Source organism: Kitasatospora sp. NPDC004240, assembly GCF_053603215.1.
The window spans coordinates 1-13,876 of the sequence record NZ_JBSGFD010000205.1 but is presented as its reverse complement, the minus strand read 5'-3'; the positions used below and the strand labels follow the sequence as shown (position 1 = coordinate 13,876).

Below are 13,876 nucleotides of genomic sequence, written 5' to 3'. Positions count from 1 at the left end.
CATCTTCCCATCTTTCTCCCGGCCGCGCGCCGCGGCCCGTCAGAGGGGGCACCCGCCCCGGCCGTTCAACGGCCGGGGCGGCTGCGCGTGCGGGACGGGTCGGCCCGCCGGACGGCCGCGGCCGCTCACCCCTGCGAGGGGTCCCGCAGCTCGGGAGGCGGCGTACGGTCCCGGTCCACCGGCTGCTCCCGGACCAGGCTGCCCCAGACGGCCATCCGGTAGAGCGAGGTGTAGACCGGCGTGCAGGTCGTCAGGGTGATGTAGCGGCCGGGCCCGGTGTAGGGGGAGCCGGTGGGCACCGGGGCGATGACGCCGGTGTCGTCCTTGGAGGTCTTCGGCAGCGTGGCGTCGACGCGGTACACGTACCAGCGGTCGCGGGTCTCCACCACCAGCGCGTCGCCCGGCCCCAGCCGGTCGAGGTCGTGGAACTTCGCGCCGTGGCCGTCGCGGTGGGCGGCGAGGGCGAAGTTCCCCCGCGGGTCCCAGGGCATGGCGGAGCGGTACGGCTGCGTGTAGACGCCGGCGACCCCCCGCGCGAGGGTGGCCTCGTCGGTGCCCGTCTCGATCAGCACCTGGTAGCCGGCGCCCAGGGCGGGCACGTGCAGGAAGCCGATGCCGCCGTCCGCCTCGAAGGGCGCCGGGGCGGCGGTGTCCGCGCTCCCGGCCGGCGACCCCGCCGGGGTCGCCGGAGCGGCCGGGGCCGCCGTCGACCAGCGCTGGCGCAGCTGCTCGGAGGCGCGGTCCGCGTGCCGGGTGGCCGTGACGTCCGTCCACCACAGCGCGTGGACGACCAGCAGGGCGAGCAGCACGCCGAGGGTGAGCAGCAGCTCGCCGAGCGCGCGGGCCGCGACCCGGAGCGGGCGTCGGCGCGGGGTCCGCGTCGCGGACGGGTGCACGGTCGCCATGGGCCGTCCTTCGGTCGGGGCGGTGGGGGGGGGAAGGGTGAACGGGGTGAACGGGGGAAGGCGGGGGAGGAGGGGCCGGTCCTGGGCGTACTCCACCGCGTCCGCGAACGGGCGGGCAAGCCGACACGCCACGTCCCGGGCCGGCGGGTCCGGTCCGCGGTCACGCCCGGCGCGGTGGCGCGGGGGCGCGTAACCTGCTGAACGGACGGATGGAGGGGCGATGACGGTGGAGGAGCAGCGGGCCGGGGGCCGGGTGAGCCGGCCGGAGATCCGGCTGGTACGACGCGGGTTCACCGATCCGGCGCGGGCCGTACGGCTGCTGGCCGGCCCCGGACTCGAAGGCCTGGACGACGACCCCGTGCTGCTGGACGCCCTCGGCGCCACCGCCGACCCGGACCTCGCGCTGCTGGGCCTGTCCCGGCTGCTGGAGGCCGCCGAGGAGTCCGACCGGCACACCCTGCGCGACACCCTGACCACCTCCAAGCCGCTGCGCGACCGGCTGCTCGGCGTGCTCGGCGCCTCCACCGCGCTCGCCGACCACCTGGCCCGGCACCCGCGGGACTGGCACGCCCTGGTCACCTTCGAGCTGCGCGACATCCACCCCGGCCCGGAGGACTTCCTGCGGGCGCTCCGGGACGAGGTGTGGGGCGAGGGCGCCGCCGACCGCGCCGACGCGCTGCGCGTCGCGTACCGGCGCAGCCTGCTGGCCATCGCCGCCCGCGATCTGACCGGCACCACCGATCTGGCCCAGACCGCCGCCGAACTGGCCGACCTCGCCGGCGCCACCCTGCAGACCGCGCTGGACATCGCCGCCGAGCAGGACCCGGAGGCCGCCCGCGCCTGCCGGCTCGCCGTGATCGGCATGGGCAAGTGCGGCGGCCGCGAGCTCAACTACGTCTCCGACGTGGACGTCATCTACGTGGCCGAGCCGCACGAGGGCGTGGACGAGCACGAGGCGTTGAAGGCCGCCACCCGGCTGGCCGCGGCGCTGACCCGGCTGTGCGCCGACACCACCGGCGAGGGCACCATCTGGCCGGTGGACGCCAACCTGCGCCCCGAGGGCCGCAACGGCCCGCTGGTGCGCACCCTGGCCAGCCACCTCGCGTACTACCAGCGCTGGGCCAAGACCTGGGAGTTCCAGGCGCTGCTCAAGGCCCGCCCGGTCGCCGGGGACGCCGAGCTGGGGGCCGCGTACACCGGGGCGCTGGCGCCGCTGGTGTGGCAGGCCGCCGCGCGGGAGAACTTCGTCGCCGACGTCCAGCAGATGCGCCGGCGGGTGATCGACTCCATCCCGGTCACCGAGCTCGACCGCCAGCTGAAGCTGGGCCCCGGGGGCCTGCGCGACGTGGAGTTCTCCGTCCAGCTGCTGCAGCTGGTGCACGGGCGCACCGACCCGTCGCTACGCAGCGGCAACACCCTGGAGGCGCTGGAGGCGCTGTCGAGGGGCGGGTACGTGGGCCGGGCGGACGCGGCCTCGCTGGACGCCGCCTACCGCTTCCTGCGCTCGCTGGAGCACCGGATCCAGCTGCACCGGCTGCGCCGCACCCATCTGATGCCCAAGGACGAGGGCGACCAGCGCCGGCTCGCCCGTTCGCTGGCCCAGGCGATCCACGATGACACCCGGGCCGATCCGGTCGCCGCCCTCCAGCGGGAGTGGAAGCGGCACGCCGTCGAGGTGCGCCGGCTGCACGAGAAGCTGTTCTACCGGCCGCTGCTGGACGCCGTCGCCGAGCTGCCGGCCGGAGCGGCCGGGCTCTCCCCGGACGCGGCCCGCGCCCGGCTGGAGGCGCTCGGCTACGCGGACCCGGCCGCCGCGCTGCGCCACCTCAGCGCGCTCGCCTCGGGCGTCAGCCGCAAGGCCGCCATCCAGCGGACCCTGCTACCGGTGCTGCTGGGCTGGTTCGCCGACTCGGCCGACCCGGACGCCGGGCTGCTCAACTTCCGGCAGGTCTCCGACGCGCTCGGCCGCACCCCCTGGTACCTGCGGCTGCTGCGCGACGAGAGCGCCGCCGCCGAGCAGCTGGCCCGGGTGCTCTCGGCCGGCCGGCTCGCCCCCGACCTGCTGCTGCGCGCCCCCGAGGCGGTGGCGATGCTCGGCGATCCGCAGGGGCTGGTGCCGCGCGGCCGGGCCGGGCTGGAGCAGGAGATCCTGGCGGCCGTCGGCCGGGCCGGCAGCACCGCGGCGGCGGTGGCGGCCGCCCGTTCGGTGCGCCGCCGCGAGCTGTTCCGGACGGCCGCCGCCGATGTGCTGGGCCGGTTCGGCGACGATCCCGCCGAGGCCCTGGACACCGCCGGGGAGGCGCTCACCTCGCTCAACGCCGCCACCCTCCAGGGCGCGCTGCGCGCCTGCGTGGCGGGCTGGGAGGCGGAGAACGGCGATCTGCCGACCCGGATCGCGGTGATCGCGATGGGCCGCTTCGGCGGGCACGAGCTCGGCTACGGCTCCGACGCCGACGTGCTCCTCGTCCACGAGCCGCTGCTGGGTTCGCTGGAGCACGACGCCGCCCGGGCCGCCCAGGCGGTCTGCCACGAGCTGCGCGCGCTGCTCGCCGCGCCGTCCACCGAGCCGCCGCTGGAGGTGGACGCCGACCTGCGCCCGGAGGGCCGCAACGGCCCGCTGGTGCGCACCCTCGCCTCGTACGAGGCCTACTACCGGCGCTGGTCGCACGTCTGGGAGAGCCAGGCGCTGCTGCGGGCGGAGCCGGTGGCGGGGGACGAGGAGCTGGGCGCGCGGTTCCGGCGGCTGATCGATCCGCTGCGCTACCCGGGCACCGGGGTGCCGGAGCGGGACCTCATGGAGATCCGCCGGATCAAGGCCCGGATCGAGGCGGAACGGCTGCCGCGCGGGGCGGACCCGACCACCCACACCAAGATCGGCCGGGGCGGGCTGGCCGACGTCGAGTGGACGGTCCAGCTCTTCCAGCTCCGGCACGGCCACGAGCTGCCCGCGCTGCGCACCACCCGGACCAGGGCGGCGCTGGCCGCCGCGCTGGCGGCCGGGCTGGTCGGGGACGAGGACGCGGCGGTGCTGGACGCGGCCTGGGTGCTCGCCTCGCGGGTGCGGGCCGCGGTGATGCTGGTCCGCGGCCGGCCGGGGGACAGCTTCCCGGGGGACGCCCGCGAGCTGGCCGGGGTGGCCCGCTACCTCGGGTACGGCGAGGGGCACAGCGGTGAGCTGGTGGACGACTACCGGCGCACCACCCGGCGGGCCCGGGCGGTGGTGGAGCGGCTGTTCTACGGGTGAGCCGGGCGGCCACGGCCGGTGGCGCGACGGCCGGTGGCGCGAGACCCGTACGTCCGGGCGGGAACGCCGGACGGCCCGCGGGGAGATCCCTCTCCGCGGGCCGTCCGTACGGGTCCTGTCGCTAGCGTCGGCCGACGCTGACCTCGGGGGCGCTCCACTGCTCGGGGACGGTGACCGGCTGCTCGCCGTCCTCCCGGGCGGGGACCTTCGGCAGCTGGTAGGCCCAGACGTGGTAGATCGCGCGGGCCGCGGCGAAGCCCACGGCGAGGCAGATGACGCCGCCGACGGCGTCCATCCAGAAGTGGTTGGCGGTCGAGACGATCACGACCAGGGTCACCGCCGGGTAGAGCAGGCCGAGCGCCCGCACCCAGGCCGCGCGGGCCAGGAAGAAGATCGTCAGCCCGCACCAGAGCGACCAGCCGATGTGCATCGAGGGCATCGCGGCGTACTGGTTGGACACGTGGGTGGCCGGTCCGGAGGCCATCGAGCCCCAGGTGCCGTGCACGATCACGGTGTCGATGAAGCCCCCGCCGGTCATCAGCCGGGGCGGGGCCAGCGGGTAGAAGTAGAAGCCGACCAGCGCGATGCCGGTGGTCACGAACAGCACCGTCCGGGACGCCGCGTAGCGGCCCGGGTGCCGTCGGTAGAGCCAGACCAGCACACCGATGGTGACCACGAAGTGCAGCGTCGCGTAGTAGTAGTTCATCCCGACGATGAGCCAGGAGATCTTGTCGACGGCGTGGTTCACCGAGTGCTCGAAGGCGGTGCCGAAGGACTTCTCGAAGTCCCAGATCGCGGCGGCGTGCCGCTGGGCGATCGACTCCTGCTCGGGGACGGCGTTGCGGATCATCGAGTAGACCCAGTAGCTGATCCCGATCAGCGCCAGTTCGAACCAGACCCTGGGACGGGCCGGCGAGCGGCGCTGGTCGCGCAGGCGCTCGCGCAGCGCGGCCGAACGGGACTGGGCGACGCGGGTGGCTCCTCCGGGCAGCCCGACCGCGGGGGTCTGGTCTGCCACGGAACCGCCACCGCGCACCGCCTCGGCGCGCTCGGCGCCGCTCTGCTGGATGTCGGTCGGTTCCCCCATGGACGAGAAGTCTGCCAGACCGGCGGTGGCCGTCTGGTCATCCTGCGGATGTGGATCCTTCACCGGACGTCCCCCTTCAGGCCTAGGGGGCTGCTCCCACCGGGGTAGGGGGTGCGTTCGATTCTGGGGGGTACCGGTGGGACGGGCATACGTCCCATTCTCGCGCCGATGCCGGTGGGCCGTGCAGCCGGGGGTGGGGCCGTGGATTTTCCGGGACGGAAACCGTTTCTGCATCTTGCTGAAACAATTTGCAGCCGCTAGCGTCTCGGCCACCCGATCCCCCCTGACCCTCCGTAAGGGAGCCCTCAGTGGCCGACGCCGAGTCCCGCCGCCAACGGAGCACCACCCCCCACCGCAGACCCGGCCGGGCGGCCGTCCTGCTCGCCGCCTCGCTCACCGCGGCCACCCTGGGCACCGCCCCGGTGTCCGCCGCGGCCCCGCCGGACCCGCCCTCGGACTCGGCACTCGCCGCCACCGCGGGCCGGCACGACCTGAGCCGCGAGCAGTTCTACTTCGTCCTGCCGGACCGCTTCGCCAACGGCGATCCCGGCAACGACACCGGCGGCATCGCCGGCAGCCGCCTCGACCACGGCCTCGACCCGGCGGACAAGGGCTTCTACCACGGCGGCGATCTCGCCGGGCTGATCCAGAAGCTCGACTACGTCCAGAACCTCGGCACCACCGCGATCTGGATGGCGCCGATCTTCAAGAACAAGCCGGTCCAGGGCGCGGGCGACCAGGCCTCCGCCGGGTACCACGGCTACTGGATCACCGACTTCACCCAGGTCGACCCGCACTTCGGCACCAACGACCAGCTCAAGGAGCTGATCGCCAAGGCGCACGCCCGGGGCATCAAGGTCTTCTTCGACGTCATCACCAACCACACCGCCGACGTCATCGACTACCAGCAGAAGCAGTACGGCTACCGGACCACCGGCGCCTACCCGGTGCTGGACGCGGACGGCAAGCCGGTCGACGAGACCGCCGTCGCCGACGCCGGGGCCGCCTGGCCGAAGCTCACCAAGGACTCGTTCCCGTACTCCCCGGTCTTCCGCACCCCGGCCGACGCCAACGCCAAGACCCCGGCCTGGCTGAACGACCCCTCGCTCTACCACAACCGCGGTGACTCCACCTTCGCCGGCGAGTCCTCGACCGAGGGCGACTTCTCCGGCCTCGACGACCTCGACACCCAGAACCCGAAGGTGGCGAAGGGCTTCGAGAAGGTCTACCAGCAGTGGGTGAAGGACTTCGGCGTCGACGGATTCCGGATCGACACCGTCAAGCACGTCAACATGGCCTTCTGGCAGCAGTGGGCCCCCTCGCTCAAGGAGTTCGCCGCCAAGCAGGGCGACAAGGACTTCTTCATGTTCGGCGAGGTCTACTCCGGCGACCCCGCCGTCACCGCGCCGTACGTCACCAAGGGCAAGCTCCAGGCCACCCTGGACTTCCCGTTCCAGAACGCCGCCCGCGGCTACGTCTCCCAGGGCGGCTCCGCCCGGGCCCTCGCCGAGGTGTACGCCCAGGACTACCGCTACACCACGGCCGCCACCGACGCCTACGAGCTGCCGACCTTCCTCGGCAACCACGACATGGGCCGCTTCGGCTCCTTCCTGGTCACCGACAACCCGGGCGCCGACGACGCCACCCTGCTGCGCAAGGACCGGCTCGCCAACGAGCTGCAGTTCCTCACCCGCGGCCAGCCCGTCGTCTACTACGGCGACGAGCAGGGCCTCACCGGCGCCGGCGGCGACAAGGACGCCCGCCACGACCTGTTCGCCTCCCGGACCCCGTCCTACAACGGCGACCGGGTGATCGGCGGCCCGAGCGGCTCCGCCGACCGGTACGGCCAGGGCGGCGAGCTCTACCAGGGCATCGCCGGCCTCGCCAAGCTGCGCCGCGACCACCCGGTGCTCGCCGACGGCGCCCAGATCGAGCGGTACGCCGCCGACGGCGCCGGCGTGTACGCCTTCTCCCGGATCGACGCCGGCCAGCAGGTCGAGTACCTGGTCGCGGTGAACAACGCCACCGAGGCGAAGACCGTCACCCTGGACACCTTCTCGGCCGGCCAGGGCTTCGACCGGATCTACCCGGCCGCGGGGGAGAAGACGACCAGCGGCGCCGACCGCAAGGTCACCGTCACCGTGCCCGCGCTCTCCTCGGTCGTCCTCAAGGCCGCCGGCAAGGTCACCCCGGCCGCCGCCGCCCCGACGGTCGGCCTCAAGGCCCCCGCCGACGGCAGCACCGGCACCGTCACCGTCGGTGCCGAGGTGCCCGGCGGCGGCTTCGACCGGGTCGCCTTCGCCGCGCAGATCGGCAACGGCCCCTGGCAGACGCTCGGCACCTCCGACACCGGACACCACCGGGTCACCCAGGACCTCACCGGCGTCGCGCCCGGCACGGTCGTCCGCTACAAGGCCGTCGTCCAGGACTCCGCCGGCCGGCTGAGCTCCGCCACCGCGAGCTTCACCACCGGCGCCCCCGCCCCCAAGCCGGTGCCCACCACCGCCTCCCGCTCGTACGCCGTCGTGCACTACCAGCGCAAGAACGGCGACTACGACGGCTGGAACCTCTACGCCTGGGGCGACCTCGCCGACGGCGAGGGCACCCAGTGGCCCGCCGGGCACGGCTTCACCGGCCGCGACGCGTACGGCGCCTTCGCCTGGGTGAAGCTCAAGCCCGGAGCCTCCGACCTCGGCTTCATCGTCGAGAAGGACGGCGTCAAGGACGTCGACGCCGACCGCCACCTGGACCTCGGCAGCACCGGCGAGATCTGGCTCACCGAGGGCGACCCGACCGTCCGCACCAGCAACCCCGGGCCGGTCACCACCCCGTCGGCGAACACCGCCGTCATCCACTACAACCGGGCCGACGGGAACTACGACGGCTGGGGCCTGCACGACTGGACCGGTGCCGCCACCCCCACCGACTGGGGCAACCCGCTGATGCCGGCCCGCCGCGACGCCTTCGGCGCCGTCTTCGAGGTGCCGCTCGCCCCCGGCGCGACCAGCCTCAGCTACATCCTGCACCGGGGCAACGACAAGGACCTGCCGAACGACCAGTCGCTGGACCTCGCCGTGAACGGCCGCGAGGTCTGGATCCTCGGCGGCCGCGAGGGCTACCTGCTGCCGCAGACCGCCACCGCCTCCTCCCAGCTGGACCCCGGCACGGCCAAGGCCCAGTGGATCGACGCCCGCACGGTCGTCGTCCCGGCCGGCTACGGCGCGAACGACGCCGCCCTGGCCGGCGGCACCAGCGCCCAGCTGGTGTACGACCCCGAGGGCGGCATCACCGTCGACAAGGGGGTGCTGTCCGAGCGCGGCCGGTGGATCCGCCTGGAGCCGGTCAAGGGCGGCCTCACCGACGCCCAGAAGACGGCGTTCCCGCACCTGGCCGGCTACCGGGCCTTCACCGTGGACGCCCGCGACGCCTCCCGCGTCCCGCAGGCGCTGCGCGGCCAGCTGCTCTTCACCGAGCACCTGCCGAGCGGCGCCACCCTGGCCGCCACCGGCGTGCAGATCCCCGGCGTCCTGGACGACCTGTACGCGCGCCGCACCGCCCGGGTGGACTTCGGCCCGGCGTACTACAACGGCAAGGTGGCGCTCTCGCTCTGGGCGCCGACCGCCCAGGAGGTGTCCGTCCAGGTCTTCGACGGCCCGACCGGCGGCACCCCGAAGACCCTGCCGCTGAAGCGCGACGACGAGACCGGCGTCTGGGAGCTCGTCCGCGACCGGGCCGAGCTGGACGGCAAGTACTACCTCTACCAGGTCAAGGTCTGGGCGCCGAGCGTCCAGCAGGTGGTCGTCAACACCGTCACCGACCCCTACTCGGTGGCGCTGTCCACCGACTCGAAGCGGAGCCTGGTTGCCGACCTCGCCGCCAAGGAGCTCAAGCCCGCGGGCTGGGAGAACCATGCCGTCCCGGCGGCCGTCCCGCTCGCCAAGGAGCAGATCCAGGAACTGCACGTCCGCGACTTCTCGGTCGAGGACACCACCGTGCCGGCCGCCGAGCGCGGCACCTATCTGGCGTTCACCCGCTCCGAGTCGGCCGGCATGAAGCACCTGCGCGAGCTCGCCGCGGCCGGCGTCACCACCGTCCACCTGCTGCCGACCTTCGACATCGCCACCATCCGGGAGAACCGGGCCGAGCAGAAGCTGCCGGCCTGCGACCTCGCGTCGCTGGCGGCGGACAGCGAGAAGCAGCAGGAGTGCGTGGCCGCCGTCCGGGCCGAGGACGCCTACAACTGGGGCTACGACCCGCTGCACTACAACGTGCCGGAGGGCTCGTACGCCACCGATTCCAATGGGGCGGCCCGGACCGTGCAGTACCGGCAGATGGTGCAGGCGATCCACGCCGCCGGGCTACGGGTGGTCGTGGACGTGGTCTACAACCACACCGCCGCCAGCGGCCAGGCCGAGCACTCCGTGCTGGACCGGGTGGTCCCCGGCTACTACCAGCGGCTCGACGCCAACGGCAAGGTGACCGCCGACAGTTGCTGCGCCGACACCGCGCCCGAGCACGCCATGATGAACCGCCTGGTGGTCGACTCGGTGACCACCTGGGCCCGTGAGTACAAGGTCGACGGCTTCCGCTTCGACCTGATGGGCCTGGACCCGAAGTCCACCATGCTGGACGTGCAGGCCGCGCTGCGCCGGATGACCCCGGCCTCCGACGGCGTGGACGGCAAGAACATCCTGCTGTACGGCGAGGGCTGGAACTTCGGGGTGGTGGCCAACGACGCCCGCTTCGTGCAGGCCACCCAGCTCAACATGGCCGGCACCGGCATAGCCACCTTCGACGACCGGGTGCGCGACGCCGCCCGCGGCGGCAACTACATGCTCTCCTCGGCCCCGCAGCAGGGCTTCGTCTCGGGCCTGTACACCGACCCGAACGGCTCGCCCGCCAACGGCACCCGGGAGGAGCAACTGGCCCGTCTGAAGCACCAGATGGACCAGATCAAGGTCTCGCTCACCGGCAACCTCGCCGGCTACCGCTTCACCGACAGCTCGGGCAAGGCGGTCACCGGCGCCCAGGTCGACTACAACGGCGCGCCGACCGGCTACGCGGCCCGGCCCGGCGAGGCGCTGGCCTACGTGGACGCGCACGACAACGCCGACCTGTACGACGCGCTGGCGTTCAAGCTGCCCGCCGCCACCGCGCCCGCCGACCGGGCCCGGACCCAGGCGCTGGCACTCGCCCTGACCGCCCTCGGCCAGGGGTCGGGCTTCGCCCAGGCCGGTACCGACCTGCTGCGCTCCAAGTCGCTGGACGCCAACTCCTTCGACTCGGGCGACTGGTACAACGCCATCCAGTGGGACCCGACGCGGGGCAACGGCTGGGGCCGCGGCCTGCCGCCGGCGGCGGACAACAAGGAGATGTGGCCCACCGCCAAGTCCCTGCTGGCCGACCCCGGTCTGAAGATGGGCGCGGCCCAGATCCAGGCGACCACCGCGCAGTACCAGCAGTTCCTGCGGATCAAGCGGTCCTCGCCGCTGTTCTCGCTGCCCACCCTGGCCGAGGTCCAGCAGCGGCTGAGCTACCCGCTGTCCGGTACGGCGGGTGAGACGCCCGGCGTCATCACGCTGCGGCTGGACGGCACCGGTCTGGCCGGCGCCGAGAAGGGCATCACGGTGGTCTTCAACGCCACCCCGCAGGCCCAGAAGCAGACCGTGGCCGCGCTGAGCGGCACCGGCCAGGCGCTGCACCCGGTCCAGGCCGGCGGGTCGGACCCGGTGGTCAAGCAGTCCGGTTTCGACGCCGCGACCGGCACCTTCACCGTGCCGGCGCGCACCGTGGCGGTGTTCGTCCAGCGCTGATCAGGCAGCCCCGTACGGCAGCTGACTCGCCACCTTGCGGAGCATCTGACCGGGTGTCATCCGGGCCCCGTACCGCCCTCCGCGGTACGGGGCCCTTTCGCGCCCGTACGGCGGTGGGTGGCCGAAAACCGACCCTGGCACGGCCGGAAAGATGGGGTGTCGCGTCCGCCCGGCGTCGCCGTCCACCATGTGGACCGGATCAAGGCCCTGAGTGCTGGTCAGTGCCAGCCCGGGGGTGGCCGAACGGCCTGCCGGAAACGACAACCATCGTCGGAATGTTCCGCGCCCGTAACACGGTCGGTGCCCCGGCGGATGGGGGTGCGGAGTTGCTAATCGGCCAAACCCTGGCATGCATCTGTCATTCACAGCTCGTTTGCTGCCACGATTCCTCCGGCTGCAGACGCGGGGGTCCCCCACCCTCCGGTGCAGCTGTCCCAGGTCCGGTACAGCGCATCCACTTCCGCAACTGCTCCGCACACCGCCCCGCGCCGTGACACCGGCGGCGGGGGCCCCCACTGTGCCGCAACCCCGCGGCCAGGTTCTCTCCACCGCGCGCGAACCCGCGTCCGGTCGGAAAAGGAGTCCGCATGTCCCGCTACACCCACGCGCGGAAGGCAGCGGTTGTCATGGCCGCCACCACCGCGCTGCTGGTGACCGGAATCCCCGTCATCGCCCAGGCGCAGAGCCCCGACACGCCGGCCGTCGCCGAGCAGCCCTCCGCGCTCGCCGCCAACCGGGCCCAGCTCATCGCCGCCGCCGAGCAGCAGGGCGCCTCGCTGGCCCCGGCGATCGGTCTCGGCGGCCAGGAGAAGCTGATCGCCAAGGACGTCGTCAAGGACGCCGACGGCAGCCAGCACCTGCGCTACGAGCGGACGTACGCCGGACTGCCCGTCCTGGGCGGCGACCTGATCGTGCACCTGGCCCCCAACGGCGCCACCAAGGGCGTGGACCGCGCCACCGAGGCCTCGCTGGACGGCGTGGGCACCACCCCGAAGCTGGCCGCGCCGAAGGCCCAGGAGGCCGCGCTGGCCGCCGGGTCCGGCGCCTCCGTGGAGGCCGCCCCGCGCCTGGTGGTGTTCGCCTCCGACGGCACCCCCAAGCTCGCCTGGGAGACCGTCGTCACCGGCACCCAGTCCGACGGCACCCCGAGCCGGCTCAAGGTCGTCACCGACGCCACCACCGGTGCGGTGCTGGCCAAGAAGGAGACCATCCACACCGGCACCGGCAAGGGCGTCTTCGTCGGCAACGTCACCGTCAACTCGACGCAGTCCGGCAGCTCGTTCCAGCTGAAGGACGGCGCCCGCGGCGGTCACTACACGACCGACATGAAGAACGGCACCTCGGGCAACGGCACGATCTTCAGCAAGTCGACCGACAGCTGGGGCGACGGCACCGCGAGCAACCGCGAGTCCGCCGCCGTCGACGCCCACTACGGCGCCGCCGCCACCTGGGACTTCTACAAGAGCGCCTTCAACCGCAGCGGCATCCGCGGCGACGGCGTCGGCGCGTTCAGCCGGGTCCACTACGGCAGCAACTACGTCAACGCCTTCTGGGACGACGGCTGCTTCTGCATGACGTACGGCGACGGCAGCGGCAACACCCACCCGCTGACCGAGCTGGACGTGGCCGGCCACGAGATGAGCCACGGCCTCACCGCCGCCACCGCCAACCTGGACTACCAGGGTGAGTCCGGCGGCCTCAACGAGGCCACCTCGGACATCTTCGCGGCGGGCGTCGAGTTCTACGCCAACCTGGCCGCGGACGTGCCGGACTACAACGTCGGCGAGCTCATCGACATCAACGGCAACGGCACCCCGCTGCGCTACATGGACAAGCCCTCCAGGGACGGCTCGTCCAAGGACTCCTGGTACTCCGGGGTCGGCAACGTCGACGTCCACTACTCCTCGGGCATCGGCAACCACTTCTTCTACCTGCTGGCCGAGGGCAGCGGCGCCAAGGTCATCAACGGCGTCAGCTACAACAGCCCGACCGTCAACAACATCACGGTCACCGGCATCGGCCGCGACAAGGCCCTGCAGGTCTGGTACAAGGCGCTGACCTCGTACATGACCTCGACCACCAACTACGCGCAGGCCCGGACCGCGACCGAGAAGGCCGCCACGGACCTGTACGGCGCCGGCAGCGCCGAGGTGACGGCCGTGGGCACCGCCTGGGCCGCCGTCAACGTCGGCCAGCTGCCCCCGAACCCGGGCGGCGTGACCGTCACCAGCCCCGGCAACCAGACCACCAAGGTCGGTACCGCGGTCAACCTGCAGATCCAGGCCACCGGCGGCACCGCGCCGCTGACCTACTCGGCCACCGGTCTGCCGGCCGGCCTGTCGATCGCCGCCTCCACCGGCAAGATCACCGGCACCCCGACCACCGTGGGCACCTCCAACGTGACCGTCACGGCCAAGGACTCCGCCGGCAAGACCGGCACCGCGTCCTTCACCTGGACCGTCAACGACAGCTCCAGCACCTGCACCCCGGCGCAGCTGCTGGGCAACGCGGGCTTCGAGACGGGCAGCGCCTCGCCGTGGACCGCGTCCAGCGGCGTGGTGGACAACAGCTCCTCGCAGGCGCCGAAGAGCGGTTCGTGGAAGGCCTGGCTGAACGGCTACGGCTCGACCCACACGGACACCCTCCAGCAGACCGTCACCATCCCGGCCGGCTGCAAGGCGACCCTGTCGTTCTACCTGCACATCGACACCAACGAGTCCGGCTCCACGGTGTACGACAAGCTCAACGTCACGGTGAACGGCACCAGCCTGAAGACCTACTCCAACGCGGACGCGGCCTCCGGCTACCAGCTGCGCACCTTCGACCT

At 73.0% G+C, this 13,876-nt stretch carries 5 protein-coding genes; 3 read left to right on the top strand and 2 right to left on the bottom strand.

Translation table 11 applies throughout. The features are described 5' to 3' along the window. Positions 1–125: 125 nt before the first annotated feature. Entirely contained in the window at positions 126–905 is a 780-nt protein-coding gene (locus ACWEQL_RS35155) for a class E sortase (protein ID WP_452154449.1), read from the bottom strand. Between the two features lie 220 nt (positions 906–1,125). Between ACWEQL_RS35155 and ACWEQL_RS35150 the strand changes: the two genes are divergently transcribed. Then, positions 1,126–4,149, top strand: a complete 3,024-nt coding sequence (locus tag ACWEQL_RS35150) for a bifunctional [glutamine synthetase] adenylyltransferase/[glutamine synthetase]-adenylyl-L-tyrosine phosphorylase (RefSeq protein ID WP_452154448.1) — start codon at positions 1,126–1,128, stop codon at positions 4,147–4,149. Between the two features lie 121 nt (positions 4,150–4,270). Here ACWEQL_RS35150 and ACWEQL_RS35145 read toward each other — a convergent pair whose 3' ends face one another. Then, positions 4,271–5,236, bottom strand: coding sequence for a phosphatase PAP2 family protein (locus tag ACWEQL_RS35145; RefSeq protein WP_452154447.1), 966 nt, complete (start codon positions 5,234–5,236; stop codon positions 4,271–4,273). Positions 5,237–5,544: 308 nt separating this feature from the next. Here ACWEQL_RS35145 and pulA point away from each other — a divergent pair, with 308 nt between their 5' ends. Together pulA and ACWEQL_RS35135 are read left to right on the top strand one after the other, a co-directional pair. Beyond that, entirely contained in the window at positions 5,545–11,049 is a 5,505-nt protein-coding gene (gene pulA / locus ACWEQL_RS35140) for a pullulanase-type alpha-1,6-glucosidase (protein ID WP_452154446.1), read from the top strand. A gap of 587 nt (positions 11,050–11,636) precedes the next feature. Then, on the top strand, positions 11,637–13,876 hold a 2,240-nt coding region (locus tag ACWEQL_RS35135), incomplete at its 3' end, for a M4 family metallopeptidase (RefSeq protein ID WP_452154445.1).